Source organism: Clostridium aestuarii (genome assembly GCF_026735135.1).
Classification (GTDB): Bacteria; Bacillota; Clostridia; order Clostridiales; family Clostridiaceae; genus Clostridium_H; species Clostridium_H aestuarii.
On record NZ_JAPQER010000006.1, the window covers coordinates 41,768 to 62,127 of the forward strand.

At 26.8% G+C, this 20,360-nt stretch carries 20 protein-coding genes; 5 read left to right on the plus strand and 15 right to left on the minus strand.

Going from position 1 to position 20,360, the window contains the following annotated elements; translation table 11 throughout:
• Window positions 1–27: 27 nt before the first annotated feature.
• The 13 genes from OW763_RS12925 to OW763_RS12985 all read right to left on the minus strand — a co-directional run bounded on the left by OW763_RS12925 (window position 28) and on the right by OW763_RS12985 (window position 14,874).
• Window positions 28–1,902, minus strand: a complete 1,875-nt coding sequence (locus OW763_RS12925; RefSeq protein ID WP_268041564.1) for a hypothetical protein — start codon at window positions 1,900–1,902, stop codon at window positions 28–30.
• Between the two features lies 1 nt (window position 1,903).
• Entirely contained in the window at window positions 1,904–2,965 is a 1,062-nt protein-coding gene (locus tag OW763_RS12930; protein ID WP_268041565.1) for a S1C family serine protease, read from the minus strand.
• Window positions 2,966–3,163: 198 nt separating this feature from the next.
• On the minus strand, window positions 3,164–4,132 hold the full coding sequence (locus OW763_RS12935) for an aromatic acid exporter family protein (RefSeq protein ID WP_268041566.1): 969 nt from the start codon (window positions 4,130–4,132) through the stop codon (window positions 3,164–3,166).
• 212 nt (window positions 4,133–4,344) lie between these two features.
• Window positions 4,345–6,219: a molecular chaperone HtpG gene (gene htpG / locus OW763_RS12940; RefSeq protein ID WP_268041567.1), complete on the minus strand. Its 1,875-nt coding sequence runs from the start codon at window positions 6,217–6,219 to the stop codon at window positions 4,345–4,347.
• Between the two features lie 664 nt (window positions 6,220–6,883).
• Complete coding sequence (locus OW763_RS12945; protein ID WP_268041568.1) at window positions 6,884–8,047, minus strand: TolB family protein; 1,164 nt, start codon at window positions 8,045–8,047, stop codon at window positions 6,884–6,886.
• An 87-nt stretch (window positions 8,048–8,134) separates the two neighbouring features.
• Window positions 8,135–9,586: a sensor histidine kinase gene (locus tag OW763_RS12950; protein ID WP_268041569.1), complete on the minus strand. Its 1,452-nt coding sequence runs from the start codon at window positions 9,584–9,586 to the stop codon at window positions 8,135–8,137.
• A complete protein-coding gene (locus OW763_RS12955; protein WP_268041570.1) occupies window positions 9,576–10,271 on the minus strand; it encodes a response regulator transcription factor in 696 nt (231 codons plus the stop codon). The genes OW763_RS12950 and OW763_RS12955 overlap by 11 nt, the downstream gene beginning before the upstream one ends.
• 223 nt (window positions 10,272–10,494) lie before the next feature.
• Window positions 10,495–10,974, minus strand: a complete 480-nt coding sequence (rlmH, locus tag OW763_RS12960; RefSeq protein WP_268041571.1) for a 23S rRNA (pseudouridine(1915)-N(3))-methyltransferase RlmH — start codon at window positions 10,972–10,974, stop codon at window positions 10,495–10,497.
• 116 nt (window positions 10,975–11,090) lie between these two features.
• Window positions 11,091–11,594 (minus strand): SEC-C metal-binding domain-containing protein, encoded by a 504-nt coding sequence (locus OW763_RS12965; protein ID WP_268041572.1) that lies wholly within the window; start codon window positions 11,592–11,594, stop codon window positions 11,091–11,093.
• 127 nt (window positions 11,595–11,721) lie between these two features.
• Window positions 11,722–12,288 (minus strand): GerMN domain-containing protein, encoded by a 567-nt coding sequence (locus tag OW763_RS12970; protein ID WP_268041573.1) that lies wholly within the window; start codon window positions 12,286–12,288, stop codon window positions 11,722–11,724.
• 15 nt (window positions 12,289–12,303) lie between these two features.
• Window positions 12,304–13,092, minus strand: a complete 789-nt coding sequence (locus OW763_RS12975) for an MBL fold metallo-hydrolase (RefSeq protein ID WP_268041574.1) — start codon at window positions 13,090–13,092, stop codon at window positions 12,304–12,306.
• A gap of 29 nt (window positions 13,093–13,121) precedes the next feature.
• Window positions 13,122–14,378, minus strand: coding sequence for a UDP-N-acetylglucosamine 1-carboxyvinyltransferase (locus OW763_RS12980; RefSeq protein ID WP_268041575.1), 1,257 nt, complete (start codon window positions 14,376–14,378; stop codon window positions 13,122–13,124).
• Between the two features lie 337 nt (window positions 14,379–14,715).
• A complete protein-coding gene (locus OW763_RS12985; protein WP_268041576.1) occupies window positions 14,716–14,874 on the minus strand; it encodes a DUF1540 domain-containing protein in 159 nt (52 codons plus the stop codon).
• 184 nt (window positions 14,875–15,058) lie between these two features.
• Between OW763_RS12985 and OW763_RS12990 the strand changes: the two genes are divergently transcribed.
• From OW763_RS12990 to OW763_RS13000, 3 genes are all read left to right on the plus strand, one after another.
• Window positions 15,059–15,601, plus strand: a complete 543-nt coding sequence (locus OW763_RS12990; RefSeq protein ID WP_268041577.1) for a 2'-5' RNA ligase — start codon at window positions 15,059–15,061, stop codon at window positions 15,599–15,601.
• Between the two features lie 158 nt (window positions 15,602–15,759).
• Window positions 15,760–16,245, plus strand: coding sequence for a dUTP diphosphatase (locus OW763_RS12995; RefSeq protein ID WP_268041578.1), 486 nt, complete (start codon window positions 15,760–15,762; stop codon window positions 16,243–16,245).
• Between the two features lie 85 nt (window positions 16,246–16,330).
• Window positions 16,331–16,762, plus strand: a complete 432-nt coding sequence (locus tag OW763_RS13000; RefSeq protein WP_268041579.1) for a DMT family transporter — start codon at window positions 16,331–16,333, stop codon at window positions 16,760–16,762.
• A 21-nt stretch (window positions 16,763–16,783) separates the two neighbouring features.
• On the opposite strand, the gene OW763_RS13005 is transcribed toward OW763_RS13000, so the two are convergent.
• Window positions 16,784–17,788, minus strand: coding sequence for a hypothetical protein (locus OW763_RS13005; RefSeq protein ID WP_268041580.1), 1,005 nt, complete (start codon window positions 17,786–17,788; stop codon window positions 16,784–16,786).
• Between the two features lie 16 nt (window positions 17,789–17,804).
• Complete coding sequence (locus tag OW763_RS13010; protein ID WP_268041581.1) at window positions 17,805–18,443, minus strand: metallophosphoesterase; 639 nt, start codon at window positions 18,441–18,443, stop codon at window positions 17,805–17,807.
• A 107-nt stretch (window positions 18,444–18,550) separates the two neighbouring features.
• Between OW763_RS13010 and OW763_RS13015 the strand changes: the two genes are divergently transcribed.
• Together OW763_RS13015 and OW763_RS13020 are read left to right on the plus strand one after the other, a co-directional pair.
• Window positions 18,551–19,744 (plus strand): S8 family serine peptidase, encoded by a 1,194-nt coding sequence (locus tag OW763_RS13015; protein ID WP_268041582.1) that lies wholly within the window; start codon window positions 18,551–18,553, stop codon window positions 19,742–19,744.
• Between the two features lie 61 nt (window positions 19,745–19,805).
• Window positions 19,806–20,315: a ferritin gene (locus tag OW763_RS13020; RefSeq protein WP_268041583.1), complete on the plus strand. Its 510-nt coding sequence runs from the start codon at window positions 19,806–19,808 to the stop codon at window positions 20,313–20,315.
• Window positions 20,316–20,360 lie beyond the last annotated feature (45 nt).

Below are 20,360 nucleotides of genomic sequence, written 5' to 3' on the forward strand. Positions count from 1 at the left end.
TTTTTCTCTAGGCTTTTTATTATTAACTTACTTGTTTTTAGCTTCCTTTTTGTCCTTATCAAACTCTTCAAGCTTATGTTGCTTCCATTTAATATCCTTTGTACTATAATTTACATTCTTAGTATAAGTATTTTTCCATACATTATTTGCTTTAAGTTTATTTTTAGATGTCATATTAGCAACAGGAACAGTTATTGTTTCTCTATATAAGTCTTTTCCTATCTTTATAATATATAAATATTGATTTTCAAGTTCTTCTAAATCATATTTCTTTGTCTTATCTTCTTTTACAAACTTATTAATAGCATCTAAATCATACTCTTGTGCAATATAATATATTTTAGCTCCATCACATTCACCAGATTTAATATTAATCTTTGATAATCCCATACGAATTTCATCATCTTTTAAATAGAACTCAGCTCTATTTTCGATGATTTTATCTATTTCCTCTGTATCAAGTCCAGCAGACATTTCTACACGAATATTACTTTTAGGTTCAAAAGCACCTGCATATTCATTATTGCTTATATCCCGTCTATATCCATCATCCTCATAAAAATAATCATCAAAATCATCATAATAGAAACCATATCTATTATAAGAAATATTCCAGTTCTTTGTTATCTTTGTCTTGAAATTATATTTTTTCATTTTTAATTCTTTTGAAGCACTTAAATTCATTACAGATTTTGCTGTAATTATTCTTCCTAAATATTTACTTAAACATTTTTTATCCAATGTAAATGAATTTAACATATCTTCAAAGCTTTTTCTTTTTTCAGCATCTTTATATTTATCTTCCATCATCGTAGCAGATACAAGATACTGATATCCATTTCCTACAGCATATAAATTATGAACAATATATGGAGTTTTAGTAACTGTATTATAACGAATAACTACATGTTGAACACTTGTATCTCCTTGCTTTTTAGATTCATTTTTTAATATCTTATAAACATTTTTATTATAGTTATTTTTTAATATTTCTATCTCATTCTGTGCCCAAATTGAAGCTTTTTTATAACTTTCAGCAGAACTTACTAATTTAACAGTAATTCCTTCAGGTATTTTAAACTCATCATCTTCTTCATCTTTTTTATTATTAAGTTCTTCATCACTATATACAGGACAGAAAGTTTGGCAACGAGTATTCGGAGATCCTTCTACCTTCCAATAAGGACTCATTACTATTTTCCATCCATAGTTTTTATTTTTGTACTCTCTAGTAGTACTTACTGAATCTGATAACTCTTTGATATATGGATTTTTTTCATCAAATGAAAGTTTAAAAGAAGATACTAACTTATCAAACATTTCTTCATGCCCTCTATAAAATTCTCCATCCATATCTATTTCTAAGTTATATATATATCCATTTACTACATACATTCTGTTTTCAATATAATCTTTAAATTCATCTTCTTGTTCTGGTTCCTCCATCATAAAGAAACCATAATCTCTATTTGTTTTTATTATTTTAATATATTTTTTCCCATAACTATCTTTAGCAATATCTATAGTAAATTCTTTATTTTCACGACGTCTCCATGAACGGCGATGTCTTGAACTATTCTGCATTTTATAAAGAAGCTCTTCTAATGTTAAATCATCTTTATTTTTAGTAACGCTTAGATCAACAGAAGAATTATAGCTTTTAGTAGACATATTAAATTCATTTGCTCTATCTGATTTATAAACAATAGCATCATCTGGAAGATGCATAGACCATTTATATATTCTACTTCCGACCTCTGTTTTCATTCTATCATTTTTATCTGAAAACACTTCATATAAATCTATATTTCCACTATCAGTTTTTGCATATGCTACAGGTGCTATTATCCCTACAGTCAAAAATGCACTCATTATGATTGCAGCTATCTTTTTCTTTTTCATATTAATCCTCCTTTCCTGCTTCTTTTGATTTGTCTTGTTTTTCTTTTAGCATAACTTCAACATCAATTTTTTTATCTTTTCTACTAAAAGTAAATTTCACTTTGTCTTCTGGTACATGTTCTTTTAATATTTCGTTGTATTGAGCTATAGAAGTAATAGCTTTTCCATCTATTGCTTCAAGCATGTCACCTTCTTTTACTTGGTTTAAATTTACTACTGCACCCTTTTCAAGTGCTACCACCTTTAATCCTTGATTCGTTGGAATTCCAAGCATTGCTGCCCAGTTTTCTTCAAAATCTATTCCTGTATAGCATCTTCTTATTTTTCCATATTTATCAAATTGTTCTATAAAATACTTAACATGATCTATTGGAATTGAAAAATTCATTCCCTGAAAAAACATAGTTCCTAAAGTATTTATACCTACAAGTTCCCCCTTCATATTAACAAGAGGTCCTCCACTGTTTCCTGGATTTATTGCCGCATCTGTTTGAAGATAAGTATACATACGGTCTACAGGTCTATTTAATCCACTTACAATCCCCTTGGTTGCACTATTTCTATATCCAAAAGATAAAGGTGTACCAATTGCTATTACTTCATTGCCAACCTTTATTTTTTGTTCATCTGCCATTTTCATAGGTTTTAAATTATCTTTGTTTATTTTTAGAAGTGCAAGATCAATTTCCTTATCTGTATATAAAAGTTGAGCTTTATATACTTTTCCATCGTACATTACTACATAAATATTCTTTAATCCATCTACCACATGGTTATTAGTAATTATTCTTCCTTCTTTGCTTACTATAACACCTGATCCATGTTGAAGATTTTTAGGAAATTTTGCAAATATATGTTCTCTTTCTTTAACTTTTGTGTTCTTACCTATAACTGCAACTACAGATTGATTCACTTCATCAATTACTTCAGGTACATTTTTCTTCTTTTCACTCTGCACCACTTCTTTTTTAATAGCTTCTTGATTACCTTCTACTGCAAAAGCCGTTGTAGTTGTTGCAAACACCATACTCAATCCTAAAATAAATATTAAAAACTTTTTCATAATCCCCCTCCTATATTTATAAGCTTCATATTTATAAGCTTCATATTTATAAGTTTCATATTTATATTATCACTAAGTATATTATTTTACAACAATTGTAATTATTGTGATTTATTATAAAATATTACAATTTGCTTGTTATATATTTATTAAAACTATAAAAACACATCAGCTTACCCGATGTGTTTTTATAGTTTATTAGGATTCTTTTATTATTAAGTTTCTCTTAAATTCATACTTAATTTTTAAAAACTGTTCCATGTCATTTAAAAATTGAAAAAGCATTGCTCGATTCTCGAATTCTTCTCTTGTTAAAGGAAGAGACATTTTTCTAAAATCATCTTTTAATATATATAAACAATCAATTAATTGCTCTGCTGTATTTTCTTCATACAATGAATGAGCAACTTTCTCTGTAAAATTAGCTATCATAATCGTCTGATCATAAGTCATAAAAAACCGTTGAAAATGTTCTTTCATTCGTTTGATAGCTTCATACTGCTGCCTTCTCATTTCCATATAGTATACATAGTAACTTGCATCTAAAAGAAAATAATTGTTAAAATTAATATATGACCGACTTAACGCCTTGTTTAACCTAATTTCAAGATTATTAAACAAATTATCTTCTTTTAATGATACTTTATGCTCTCTCAATGCTATTGCCATACGAAATAAAATTTCTTTCATAGTTTCTTCAATATAAATTTGATCTTGCTTAATATCTTCTTCTATACTTGGGATATAAAGATTTAATATTAATGCCACACCAATACCAATTATCATAAGTGCTAACTCGTTTCCGATTAAAAATATATTCACTGATTGTTTAACTAATAGATGTGTTACAAGTACAGAGCTTACAACTATCCCTTCTCCTATATTAAATTTTACTGCTGCGGGAATAAAAACCACTAAAAAGATACCAAAACTTATTTCATTATAACCAAATATTCTAAAAAAAACAGAAGAAATAAATAATGCTAAAATACATGCACCTATTCGATTAAGTGCTATTTTAAAAGACTGTTTTTTTGTATTTTGAATACTTAAAATTGTAATAATCCCAGCAGATACAGCATATTCTAATCCTAGCTGTTTTGCAATAATCATTGCAATTGAAGCTCCAATTCCTGTTTTTAATGTTCGATAACCAATAAATTTCATAGGTACTCCTTTATATATAATTAAATTCCTATGTTTTTTATCATTGTTTTATTATATATTTTTACTATCCTTTTTATTGATTGGATGATTCTACCTATATAAAATATATAAGGTTTTTAATATAACGTTATTAAAAACCTTATATTATTTATGAGGTGCATCCATAAATAATATAATTTTTTATTATACTTTTACAAATGCACCTCATAAATTTATTTAATTAAACAGCACACATCATTTGCAAATTGTACAGGATCCTCTATTGGAAGTCCTTCAATTAACAACGCCTGATTATATAATAGGTTTGCATACATTTTTAATTTATCTTTATCATCTACAAATGCTTTTTTAATAGAACTAAACATTTCATGATTTGTATTTATCTCCAAAATTTTATCAGCCTTAACATTTTGACCATCTGGCATCATATTAAGTACTTTCTCCATTTCAATAGATACTTCACCTTCATTAGCAAGACAAACAGGGTGTGTTTTTAACCTTTTTGATACTCTCACTTCTTTAACTTTTCCATTTAAAGCATCCTTCATAAAACCAAATAGTTCTTTATTTTCTTCTGTTTCTTTTTCATTTTCCTTTTCATCGGATTCAAATCCTAAATCTTTACTTGAAACAGATCTAAATTCTTTTTCCTTATATTTAGCAAGCATTTTGATTGCAAACTCGTCAACCTCATCAGTAAAATATAATATTTCAAAACCTTTGTCTTTGATTACTTCAGTTTGTGGTAATTTTTCGATTTTATCTATATTCTCTCCTGTAGCATAGTATATGTACTTTTGATCATCTTTCATTCGAGAAATATATTCATCCAGACTTACAAGCTTATTTTCTGTAGAAGAATGGAAAATTAATAAGTCTTGTAATTCCTCTTTATTCATACCAAAACCAGAATAAACACCGTATTTAAGTTGTCTTCCAAAACTATTATAGAACTCTTCATAATCTTCACGATTGTTTTTAAGCATTAATAAAAGCTCATTTTTGATTTTATCTTTTATTTTTTTCCCAATAAATTTAAGTTGTCTATCATGTTGTAAAAGTTCTCTTGAAATATTAAGCGAAAGATCTGCTGAATCAACTAGCCCTTGAGCAAAACTAAAATAATCTGGCAATAGATCCGCACATTTTTCCATTATTAATACACCATTTGAATAAAGTTCTAATCCTTTTTGGAATTCTTTTGTGTAAAAATCATAAGGTGCTTTCTTAGGAATAAAAAGTAATGTAGTATAACTTACTCGCCCTTCAACACTTGAATGAATTGTTTTAATAGGTTTTTCATATCCAAAATGCTTATCCATATAAAATTGATCATAATCCTCAGACTTCAATTCATTTTTATTTCTTCGCCAAATTGGCACCATACTATTTAAAGTTTCATCTTCAAAATAGTCTTCATGTTCATTCTCGGTACCTTCTTTTAATTTGCTTTTCTTCATCATCATCTTAATTGGATATTTTATGAAATCAGAATACTTTTTAATTAAAGATTTTAGTTTATATTCTTCTAAAAAATCATCATAATTTTCATCATCAGTATTTTCTTTAATCTTTAATATAATCTCAGTTCCCATTGTTTCTTTTTCGCAAGCTTCAATATCATATCCTTCTGCCCCATTTGATTTCCATTCATATGCCTCATTTGAATCAACCGCACGACTCTTTACAGTAACCAAATCAGATACCATAAAAGAAGAATAAAACCCAACTCCAAATTGCCCTATGATATCCACTCCATCTTTTACTTCATTTTCATTTTTAAATGCAAGAGAACCACTTTTAGCAATAGTACCTAGATTATTTTCAAGCTCATCTTTTGTCATACCAATCCCTGTATCACTAATTGTAAGTGTTCTCTTTTCTTTATCTGGAGTAATTCTGATATAAAAATCATCTTTTACGAAACTTACATTTTCATCAACAAGTGATCTGTAATAACTTTTATCAATTGCATCACTTGCATTTGATATAATTTCTCTCAAAAATATTTCCTTATTTGTATAAATTGAGTTAATCATTAAATCAAGTAATCTTTTAGATTCTGCTTTAAATTGTTTTTTAGCCATATTATCATTTCCTCTCATCATAATATTTAATGTAAGTAGATATACAAAATCTTTAATTTTATGATAACACTTACTTCATAGTTATGTTATAAAAAAGATCTATTTAAAACTTTTTGTTAGCACTCTCAATAAATGAGTGCTAACTTTATTTTAGCAATTATTTTTTCTTTGTCAATATATTACTTATATTTTAAAATATATACTACTATATAAATAAAACTTAAGAATTACTAGAAACTATATTTTTTCTTGCTCTACTTAAAGTTACCTTTATGTTATCATATAAATATTTATCTCACTTTTATGTACCATATTAAATCAAATTCTTTAAATATTTCTATATAAAAATTGTATAGCAACTTTTTAAAATTTATTATACAATAATCATTTTAGCCTATTTTTATAGGTTATATTAAAGCTATAATAAAAAATATACCTATTTTCTATTTATAATACAGTTCAGCATTTGCTTTAACTGCGGTTTTTATTCACTTAAGGAGTAGATTATTCGTAAATAAACAAACCTCTTAAGAAATTTATTTTCTCTTAAAAGATTTATGTAAATCCTATTTAGAATGACCTAATCCTTGACACACTATAATTCTTTTCTTTTTTATCTATCCCTTGTTCTTGTTTAAAAATTATTTTTTTAATATCCCTTTCATTACTTTAAAGTAATTACATTCGTAACATCAATTTCATCAAATGGTCTTCCATTATTTTTTTGCTTTTTACTATGCATCATTATTTTTTCACCAGATGGACTCCATGCAATAGGCATATAATATTCTCCTGCACAAATCAATGATGCTTTCTTTGTTTTTACATCTACTACATAAAGCCCTTCATGTCCTTCTTCATTTGATATATAAGCTACCTTTGTTCCATCTGAAGACCACCTTACACCATATATATATCCTTTAGCTAAAACATCTCTTTGTTTTCCTTCTATATCTGTCAATACCAATTCATTTACATCTTTCTCAAGATTTGATGTAAGCATAAGAAGTTGTTCTTGATCAGGAGATAAACTAAACTCTTGAACATCATCTTTAACTAATTCTTTCTTTTCTTTTTTATTCATATCATAAACTTTTATTTTGTCATCATCATCTGCTCCACGATGTATTGTTACATAATATATTTTATCTCCAACTTTTATTGGGTTTGTAATGCTAAGTCCATTTAATGGGTCTTTTATTCCCATTGTTCCCTTTTCTACATCTTTTATTTTTTTTATATTTCCATCAACATTTATAATAGCAAAACCCCTAATACTGTGGCAAGGAGCAATTAGCTCTTCATCATTAATCCATTTAGCTTCACTCAAATCATATTCATCTATAGCATTATCTGAAATTTTAACTATTGTATTTCCTTGCACATCTGCAATATAGCCCGCAGCCTTTTCTTCAAATTCATTTCTATAAAATATATATTTATTACTTGGCGAAGCAATTGCCCCATCTTGAAATTTTAATTGATCACCAATTCCTTTTTCTTCTTTAGAATTTAGATCATATAAATAAATATTTTTTACTTTAAAATCAGCCTTAAGTTTATCATTATCAATTTTTATTGGTTCTAATCCTTTGTTTTCCTTTGTGATTGCTATTTTGTTTTCATCTACCCAATCATACCCTATTATCCCTTCATAAGTATCAATTTTAGATGCAACCAACTCAGTTGCTAAAATATCTTTTGTATCCTTTATAATCGTTATGTTTTTATTATTTTCTTTTCCTTCTGCTTTGTATTGTGTATATCCAAAAGTTCCTACTAAAGTACTAAACGCCAACACACCTATTAATAATTTTCTTTTTATCATTTTTCAATTCCTCCTTATTTTCTATAATAATACTATACCTAATTGATTTTTCAAAAGTATATCTAATTGTTTCAAAACTGTAAAATTTTATAAAGATGGAAAAGAAATTAAAAATGTAGTTCCTTTTTCTTTTGTATCTAATAACAAAATGGTTCCTTTTTGTTTTTCTATTAATTCTTTTACAAGAGAAAGGCCTAATCCTGTTCCGCCATGATTTTTGGATCGATCTTTATTAACCGTATAAAAAGGTTCAAATATCTTCTCTCTTGCTTCTTTTGGAATCCCAATTCCTGTATCTGCTACTTCTATAAATACCTTTTTATCCTTCGTATAGCTATTAATAAATATTTCTCCATTAACCTTATTATATTTTATAGCATTGTCTATTAAATTAATAAAAATATGCATTAAATTTTCTTTATCGCCTAGAATAAATACAGATTGTAAGTTTTTTATTAAGCTAATATTAAACTTCTGAGCTTTCCCTTGCATACGGCTACAAATTTCTTCTAGTATCTCTTTCACATCTATTTTTTCATATTGAAATTCAAAATCATATTTTTGCAATGAAGATAAATGTAAAATTTTCTCCACCATCTCATAAAGTCTTTGTGTCTCTTTTACAATATTTACTTTTGCATCTTTCAGCAAATTAGGATCGTCTGAATAGATATTCAATAGATCCATATATGTTTTTATAACTGTAAGAGGTGTTTTAAATTCATGTGTTATATTCCCAATAAAAGTTTTCTGCTGCTTTTCTAATGCTTTTAGTTTTTGTACTGCTAGTCTAAGTTTTTGCTGTTCTTCTTCCATTTTTTTTATATTTTTTTCAATTTGACTGCTCATATAATAAATTCCTTCACTCAATTCTCCAAGTTCATCGTTTCTTCTAAGAGGAACAATATCATTATATAAGCCACTCTTAATGTCTAGTGTATCTTTTTTGAGTTTAACAATACTTTTAGAAAATGTATTAAAATAAAAATATGCACCAATAAAACTAAATACAAATACAACTGCTCCTATCTTCATAAAAAGAGCTTTTATATCATTATAAAAATCAATATTTTTTTTAAGTGAATAATGAAATTTAATCACTCCTATTTGATCTACATTATAAAGAGGCGCGATATATTCTGCATAATCTCCTACAATTTGATACGCTATTTGATCCTTCAGGGCGTGAGAAAGCAACTCTTTAACATCTGTTCTATTATTATATGGCATAGAATTTGTTATTTCTTTTCCATTCATATCATAAATTGCAGTATACATTCCATTTATTGAATTTAACTGTGCTACAAGTTCTTGTGCACTTTCTTGTAAAAATTGTTTTCTATCTTCTATTGATTTTGTAAGATACATCTGTCTGATATATGTGTTTGCAATTTTAACCTGCTGTGCTAAATACGTTTCATAATCTTTCTTTTGATTGTTTGTTATTCCACTTAGTACTAGTTTACTCAGTATACTCATTGTTAAAAGTAAAAGAATTGCTAAAAATACACTAAATTTTATCTTTATACTAACCTTCATAGATTTCACCTACAGCTTTATATCCCACTCTATATACTGTTTGTATTATATTTTCATATAATTTTCCTAATTTTTTTCTAAGTCTTTGAATGTGAATATCTACAGTGCGGGTTCCCCCAATGTATTCCATTCCCCAAATTAAATCTAAAAGTTCATCTCTTGTATATACTCTATCTAAATTTGATAATAAAAGAACTAGCAAATCAAATTCTTTAGGCGTCAATTGCAATTCTTCTCCTTTTATAAGAACTTTCCTTTGTTTTAACATAACCTTCAAATCTTTAATTTGTATATCTGTATCTTCAGATTCATTTGTATTTTTATTTAACCTTCTAAGTAATGATTTAACCCTTGCTATCACTTCTCTTATATCAAAGGGCTTTGTTATATAATCATCAGCTCCTAACTCTAAACCTAATACTTTGTCTACAATATCATTTTTTGCAGTAAGCATGACAATCCCTAAATTTTCTCTATTATCTAATTTCCTACATACTTCAAATCCATTCATTTTAGGCATCATCACATCTATAATCAATATATGTGGGTTAAAGTTTTTTATTTTATTTAATGCTTCTTCTCCATTATAAGCCGTTTCAACACTGTAACCTTCTCTTTTAAAAGCATATGCAATTAAGTCCGCAATACTTTTTTCATCATCTACTACTAATATTTTTTCTTCCATGCATTCATCACCCTCTCTATCTATATCACAGTATAATATATCTAATAAGCAATTAAAAATTATTTATTGAGGTAATTTTAGTATTTTTTATTAATAACAAAAGACACCATATGAAGTTATTATCCTCTGGTGCTTCTCTCATTTTCATTTCTTTATATAAGATTTATTCTTATAATATACACTTAAATATATTGTTCTCACTTTATTTCAGGAAAAACCTCACTTATTTATGGTACGGTTCACCATTATTTATCCTATAACTTCTATAAATTTGTTCCAACAACATAACTCTAAAAAGTTGATGTGGAAAAGTCATCTTAGAAAAACAAAGCTTATAATTTGCTCGTTTTAAAACTTCTTCTGCTAACCCTAACGAACCACCAATTATAAATACTATATTACTATTACCTCTAACCCCTAAATCATTTATCATATCAGCCATTTCTTCTGATGAAACCATATTACCCTTCAAGTCTAATGCGATTACATATGTGTTGTCTTTTATATTATTTAAAATTTTTTGTCCCTCTTTTTGTTTTATCTGAAGTTCTTCCTTTTCTGATGCATTATCTGGAGTTTTTTCATCATTAAGTTCGATTATTCTAAATTTGCAATACCTACTTAATCTTTTACTATATTCATCAACTGCTGCCTTTAAATATTTTTCTTTTAATTTTCCTACAGATATAACTGTTATATTCATACACTTATCACTCTTTCTATTATATTTTTCATAGTTAAGCTCATTTACTAGTGTCAACCTATGCCTATAATAAAAGCCTTACATTTTCATGTAAGGCTTTTATTATGTACTATGAATTATGCGTTTTTTCCACAACATTTTTTATATTTCTTTCCACTTCCGCATGGACATAAATCATTTCTTCCTATTTTCATTGGTTTAACTACTGTTTTAGATGCTCTCCACTCTTTAGTTATTTCTTTTCTTTTTTCTTCTGATAATATTCCATTCCATTGTGGAAGACTATACAAATAATCTGCTTTAGCATCTAACATGTTAAAATATAATTTTTCAAAATCAATATTTAATTCAATTTCTGTATCTGCTTCAACCGCTTCTATATCTAAGTCATTTTTAAGACTTTCATTTATTCCGTCTAAAAATCCCATAAAAAACTTTATGTCTGCATCGTATTCTTTTGCTAAATCTTCAATTTTTCCTTTAATAACATCTTTATGATTAGCTAACATTTTACTATATACATCTTTTTCTACTTGGCCATATTCTTTCCAAAAAGCAGCTTCACCTTTATGCTTTACGTAATCAACAACCATATCTGTCCAACCTTTATACAAACTCATACTTCATTCTCCTTTTATCAATTTAATTAGACTACGACACACTATAACATTATAATAAACATATTACCTTTTTTCAACATTATATTCTCACTTTTTATAGGTATATATGATATTATAATTACCTGTGTTATTTTTTCATATTTGTAATATCCTCTACACTAAAAGGCTTTGATATGTCAAAATTTCCACCTAGTACATCTACATTTTTATTATCTATTAATATTTTAACTTTATCAACAGACTCTAATTGGGTTAAAGATAAAGTTAAACTTTTTAAGCAAGCCTCTTCTCTAGTAATTTCCATTAAATTTTTAGCTTCTGCACTTAAATTCACATAAACAATTTTATCTTTAATTGAAACACTAATAAGTCTCACATCTTTAGGGAAAATAGGTTTTAACTGACTTTCCATTGAAGGCCCTTTTATAAGCTCTTGCATAATAATTTCACCTATTAACTCTTCCTTTAGAATTATTCTTTCTTCTTTTCCAACCTCAGCCTTACTATCGTTTTCTGAACCATCAAAATATAAATTTAAATTAAGATACGCTTCATTAGTATCATCTAAACTCAATTTCTTCATTATTTTTTCATTACTATTTGCTACAGCCTTATTCTTCTTAGTACAACCTACAAAACTTATGACGCCTAATATTACTAATACTAATAAAAACACATTAAATATTTTCCTCATATCATGCGCATCCTCCTAAAATTCAATATAATCACTAGGCATGTCCCTCTTAGCTAAACCTAATATTATATCTTCATTTATTTTTATTCCATTTTCTCTAAGAATATTAATTACTGTTTGATATGCAAGTTCTGGATAATTATTAGTTTTACTTAGATGACCCAATATAACTCTTTTACAATTGTATTTTATCATATCGAGTATAGCCTTTCCACAATCATCATTAGATAAATGACCTATATCACTTAATATTCTTCTTTTTAAAGTATACGGATAAGGTCCAAACTTCACCATTTCCACATCATGATTACTCTCAAGTAAAACAACATTTGAGTCTTTAATGGCTTCTTTTACTTCTTTTGAAAAATATCCCAAATCAGTAGCAATACTTACTTTTTTATTACCATAAGATACTGTATATCCTACAGGATCAGCTGCATCATGTGGTATTCTATAGCTACATATATTCATGTCTTTAACATTTATATTTTTATTTTTTTCTGCTATTTTTATATTTTCTTCTTTTATTTTTCCTATGTTTTTAGCCATTCCTTTCCATGTTAATTCATTTGCATAAATAGGTATATTATATCTTCGCGACATTACACCTACCCCTTTAACATGGTCTATATGTTCATGTGTAATAAATATTCCATCTACATCATTTGGGTCTTTATTAATATCTTTTAAGGCTTTTTCGATACTCTTACCTGATAGACCTGCATCTATTAAGATATTTCCGCGTTTTGAAGAAATAAATATGCTATTTCCACTACTTCCACTATACAAAGGACAAAATATCATTATGTTATTCTCCATTCATATATAAGTTTCTATTTTTCAATTCTTGTTATTTTAGCACCTAAAGAATTTAACTTATTTTCAATGTTTGGATATCCTCTATCAATATGTTCAAGATTAGTAACTTCAGTAGTCCCTTTTGCAATAAGTCCTGCAATAACCATTGCCGCTCCTGCTCTTAAATCTGTTGCTACAATTTTAGCACCAGTAAGACATTCTACACCTTCAATAACTGCTAAATTACTTTCTACTTTCACCTTAGCACCCATTTTTTTCAATTCATCCACATGCTTAAATCGACTTTCCCATATGCTTTCATTAACTATACTTCTTCCTTTTGCAGTACTTAGAAGCGTTGTCATAGGCTGTTGTAGATCTGTTGGAAATCCTGGGTAAGGAAGGGTTTTTACATTTACCCCCTTTAATTTTCTTGAACTTTCTATTGTTATGCTATCTCCATTTTCAGTTATATCAACACCCATTTCAATAAGTTTTGCTGAAATTGATTCTAAATGTTTTGGTATAACATTATTTATATTAACCTTTCCCCCACAAGCAGCCGCTGCCATCATATATGTTCCTGCTTCTATTTGATCTGGAATAACACTATAGTTACATCCTTTTAGTTCATTAACCCCATTTATTCTAATTACATCTGTTCCTGCACCCTTTATATTCGCACCCATTGAATTCAAGAAATTAGCTACATCAACAATATGAGGCTCTTTAGCACAGTTTTCAAGTATAGTTTTACCTTCAGCAAATACAGCTGCCAACATAACATTTATTGTAGCTCCTACACTAACAACATCAAAATATATATTTGTCCCTACTAATTTATCTGCCTCAGCAATTACAGCTCCATGTTCAATTGTCACTTTTGCTCCTAGCGCTTCAAATCCTTTTATGTGCTGATCTATAGGTCTTACCCCTATAGCACATCCTCCTGGCATTTCTACTCTAGCTTTTTTAAATCTTCCAAGTAAAGCCCCTATTAAGTAGTATGAAGCTCTCATTTTTTGAACTTCTTCAATATTAGCATCATAACTATTTATACATGTACTATCTATTGTAACTAAATTATTATCTGAAACTACTTTTGCACCTAAGCTTTCAATTATTTTTTTTATACATTCTATATCACTAATTTGAGGAATATTATCAATAACACAAGTGCCTTTGGTTGCCATAATAGCTGATGGCAATATAGCTACTGCTGCATTCTTAGCACCACTAATTTCAATATCACCATTTAGAGGATTTCCTCCTTCAATAATTAGTTTTTTCATATGATTATCCATCCTTACTATTTATTTTTTATATAATGATAGTTATTAAAACTTAATTTTTAGATTTTTTGTTATATTTGCCACAACCCTAATTATAACATAATCCCGTATATTTTTGGCACTTAATTTTATATAGCATAGTATTGTTTTTATTGTAATAATATGTATAATTTTGTTTTTATAAATTTTAAAAAATAAATCTACCTATTAGTGTAAGTATATTTTATCCAGTATATTCATTATATACTTTTTATATATAATAGATCTAAAATCTTTAAAAGGATATAATGCTAGATAAATTACATTATATCCTTTTAATATTGTATTATATTATCTTTTATTTTTTTTGAAAGCTTCCACAATCAGTACATTCTATTGAACTTGCTATATTAATATTCTTTACAACATTTATTTCTGATAAAACACAGTAATTATCACTATTGCAATGGAACTTACATTCTGTTACTGTACAATGTATACTATTATTATGTTGCATAGCATTACCTCCCCTTTAAATTTACTTACATATATAGTATTAGTTTTGAATAAATTTTTATTCAAAATGCATACTATAAGATTAAGCTGTTATTTTTAATAAATAGTATTTATAGCTTAAAAATGTACAATTATAATAAATATGGTATAATATCAGTAAAAATTACTACGTATGGGGGATTAATATGAAATACCGTTTAGTTGCTTTATTTGATGATGAATCTAGTAAACATCTTCAAACAACTCAAAGAAATTTATGTAAAAGGTATAGAATTTATAAGTCGAATCAACAACTGCATATACCTATACAAACAGTGATAGACCCTGATATAGAAAAATTTGATAAAATAATTACTGATACACTAGGTCCATATAAAAAATTCAAAGTACAAATAAAAAAAGACATATATTTAGATAAATTTTCGAAATATGTTAATTTAAGAGTTCAAAATAAAGGCTATATAAACCGAATAGCTAGAAACATCTCTGATACTCTAATTTTAAGTGGATTTAATATAAAAAATAATTATAACGATTTACATATATATTTAGCAAATTCAAATTATGCTCTTCGTAAATCATTAAATAATTTATCATCTGTTGCATTAACTACAAAAAATAATAATATAGACTTTTATTTCGCCAAAGTAAACAAACTTGAACTTTGGAAATTGTTAAATAATAAAAAAGAAGTATTAATAAAAACTTATTCTCTACGAGATTATTAATATTTTAAGTAGATAGTATATAAACCTTTTTTAATACTATTTACTTATTTTTTTACTTTAATTTTCATGTAAACGTTTTGTTAATCTTTTAATATTTCTGAAAATAATATAAAATATATTTATACCTATACCAAGTTTCAGAAAGGCGGAATTATTAAATGAATTTACCTGATTTATTCCAATTACAAAGTAAATTAGACAAAAGAATTATAGAAGAACATGCTTTACACCAACAATCATTATTTTCTAAAAAAGTTTTAGCTCTTCAAGTAGAAATTAGTGAACTTGCTAATGAAACCCGCTGTTTTAAATTTTGGAGTAATAAAGGCCCTTCAGCCAAAGAAGCAATACTAGAAGAGTATGTTGATTGCCTTCATTTTATTTTAAGCTTAGGCTTAGAAAAAAACTATCAGGATATAGAAGTCTGTGTATCTAATGATTATACTGATTTGACAGAAAAATTTGTAAATATGTATATAGATATTAATGATTTTGTGGTCTGTACTTCTAAAGACAATTATAAAACTTTATTTGAAGATTTCTTATCATTAGGTGTAAACTTAAGATTTAGTTCAGAAGATATAGAAAATGCTTATTATAAAAAGAATACTATTAATCACAAAAGACAAGCTTCTGGATATTAAACACTTAATATGTAATATAAATACATTTTCCAAATGTAATATAACATTACATTATAGGTTATACTACTATGGGAAGGTGATTTTTATGCTAGGACTAATTTTTTCTATTATTGCTGGTATTTCTATGAGTCTTCAAGGTGTTTTTAATACTAGAATGAGTCAAAAAATTGGGCTTTGGGAAACAAACACCTTAGTTCAAGGAATTGGATTTATACTCACATTGTTAATAACGTTATTTTTGGGTAATGGAAATTGGAAAAACCTTGGTTCCTCAAATAAATTATACTTACTTGGAGGACCTTTAGGTGTTATAATTATTTTCACTGTAATGGTTGGTATATCAAACCTTAATCCTGCATATGCTACAGCTATTATATTGATTTCCCAACTTATTGCGTCTGGAATTATAGAAGCTTTGGGCTTATTTGAAACTAAAAAGCTTCAATTTGGAATAAGTCAATTTTTAGGAATTATAATCATGATAATAGGAATAGTAATTTTTAAATGGAAATCATAAATAACCAGTAAAATATACTGGTTATTTTCTCGTTTGTAAAATTTTATTTTCTATATCTAGTATTTTTAACGATTCTTTAGAAGAAATTTTTGAAAATACTAAATTTCTATATTTTTGACCCAATAAATTTCTTGCTTTAATTTCTCCTTGTTCAATATCTGTCCAACCTATTTTTCTTCTATTATAATATAAATCATAATCAACTATTCTTGTACCAGCTTCTGAATATTCTAATGCAAGTAATATCTTTTTTATATACTCTGGTTCAAGAAGTGTAAAAAGCCTAAGCCTATATATTTCTACTTTCATAAGAAATCTAGGACTATCTATACCCCAAGACTCTCCCATTACCACTCCTAATTCTAAGTTATCAATTACTCTTATTAACTTATCATATTGGAGTTTATATGCTTCAAATCTATCATATATTTTTATATCCAAATCATACCAGTCTCTCTCTCCAAGTCCTTGATTTAAATACCTCAACCCATGTTTTCTAAGACTTTTTAATAAATAATAGTACTCTTGTTCTACATATATAGCTTTTTCATAAATATCCAAAAGACTAATTTTATTACTAAGAGGCTTTTTAGAAAAAAGTATTATATTTCCTTTATTATTATGCTCATTTAAAATACTATGTAATTTACCATTATTTCCCATATAATCTTTTTGTATCTCATCTATAATTTTTTCAAAATCTCCAAAAGCTCTCATAACAATTATTCTAGGTGCTAATCTTGATCCACTTATAAGATTAATTTTATTATCATTCAGAACATCACAAAATAGTTTATCAGGCTGGTATTTTATTAAAAAGATATGTTTTATATGTTTTTCTTTAACTACCTCTTGCAGTTTATCTGTTAAACACAAAATAGTGTAGTCTTCTTCTGAATTTTCATAGGCAAAATTAAAATTACATTCTTTAGCATCAAATTTTTGTTTTACGTATAATACTAGTTCATCAATTTTTTTGCTTTCTATCAATAATATTTTAGGTCCCTCTCTTACTAATGAAAACATAACTAACCCTCCTTAATTAAAAGCCTGCTCTTCCTCTTCCTAATCTTTTATCATCTATCCAATACGGATATGGTAAATTAAATACCTTACCCGTTTTCAAAGTTATAATATTAATATTTATAATTCCATTCAAATACGTATTGTCATAATCCACCTTATTTCTTATACTTAAATCATGCCCAAACAAATTGTATTTTGAAGGCTCATTTAAAACTTTTTCCGAAAAATGACTTATTGTAAAATCTATATTCTGTATAATAATTTTTTCTACATTTCTTACTATAGAACTCTTTTTAATAAATTTTCTAACTATATTCTCATTATCGTGATTTCCCATACACAAGTATATATCTTTTGCATGAGAATTTTCTAAAATATCAATTAATATCTTAATTTTCTTTTCATACCTATTAATAGATTGAGGATAATTTTCTAATTTTATATCATCTACTAAATCTCCAGTATGAATTATATAATCAGGTTTTAAAATCTTTATTATTTTTTTTAAACATTGAAAAAAATCCTGTGGAGTATCTGAAATATGAAGAACTAAAGGTTCATTTATATTCCTTATATAATTAGGAATATAAATACTTCCTATTAACCTATAAAAAATACACTTAAATTTTTCATTCATATTATAAATTTTTTTCAAAACTCAACCCACCTAACATATAAAATTTAAAATCATAAGTATATATTAACATTTCTTTACCATTACTACTATATTATATAATAGAGCATTGTATTAGGAGGATATCAATGTTTTCTTTAAAATCCAAACTAGATATTAATTTAAAAAACTGTATAAAAAACAAATTATATAAAAATTATAGAGTAATAGTTCACTGTAAGTCTCTTCAAAATAAAATAGAAAAAAAATTAAACTCTTACGGATGCCAAATTATACGTTCAATACCATCTATAGGTTGTATATCATCTAATCTTTCACCAAATATAATAGAAAGAATAATAGAATATCCAGAAGTAGATTATATTACCTTTGATAACTATGCCTTATTATGTGGAAAGAGTATAGAAAAAGCTAATGGAATAACCTTTAGTAGTAAATATAAATTAACTGGTAAAGGTATATGTATTGGTATCGTAGATACAGGTGTATATCCTCATCCTGATTTAAAAAAACCTTTTAACAAAATTTCTAATTTTCTAGATATTGTAAATAACTTATCTTATTCCTATGACGATAATGGTCATGGTACATTTATAAGTGGACTTATCTGTTCAAGCGGATATTGTTCTGAAGGATTATATAAAGGTATAGCTGAGAATAGTAATATTTATATGATTAAAGCTTTCAACCACTTAGGTAGAGGATATATATCTGATATTTTATCAGCTATAGAAATTTTAATAAATGAAAGTAAAAAATATAATATTAAGATACTTTGTCTTCCCTTTGAAACCGTTGACTATGATGAACATACATTAACTTTATTCTCAAATTTATTTGAAAAAGCTATAGAAAAAAACATGATTATATTAGTACCTAGTGGACATAATAGTAATGTAGAAAATTCTATGCGTGGAATTTCATTATTGAAAAACTGTATAACAATAGGAGGAATAGATACAACATCTAATAAAAAGGCCTATACAGGTTCTTCTTTTGGACCTTGTGGAAAACTAAAAAAACCAAATTTATCGGCTGCTTGTGTAGATATTTGTTCTCTAAATTCTGATTTATCTTATATATCGGAAAGAAATGGTCATAAATTATATCCTCATCCTATTGAAACACCTTATACATGTTATAGTGGAACATCTTGCGCAACTGCTTATATAAGTGGTCTTTGCGCTTTGCTGTATGAAAACAATCCAGATTTAACATATAAAGATATACTTTCATTATTAAATATATCTTGTGATATTTTACAAATCCCTAGAGGAATTCAAGGTTCAGGAATGATAAATTTTAATAAATTACTTCCTTAAATTCTAAAATCAACCTATAACATCTTTTTAATAAAATAACATAAGTAACAGGAGGATAACAATGATAAGTCAAAAACTTTTTGAAGAATTAAATAAACAGATAAACTATGAATTATATTCTGCACATCTTTACCTTGCCATGGCAGCATACTGTGCTTCACAAGATTTAGATGGATTTACTAATTTTTTTAAAGTTCAAGCAGAAGAGGAAAAATTTCATGCAATGAAACTCTTTGATTACGTAAATGAAATGGATGGTACTGTAAAACTCGATGGTCTAGATATACCTCAAAATGAATACCCTACTATTTTAGATGTTTTTAAGTCAGCATATGAACATGAAAAATTTGTTACTAGCAGAATATATTTTTTATCAGATATAGCTATGGAAGAAAGAGAACATGCAACTATAAGTATGTTAAAATGGTATATTGATGAACAAGTTGAAGAAGAATCTACATTTAGTTCCATTATTAAAAAATTAGAAAGAATTAAGGATGATAGTAATGTCCTTTATATGTTAGATAAAGAATTTGCTCAAAGATCCTTCACTCCGCCTAATGAGGTATAAAAAATGATGCTGCAATTAATTTGCAGCATCATTTTTTAGTTCAAA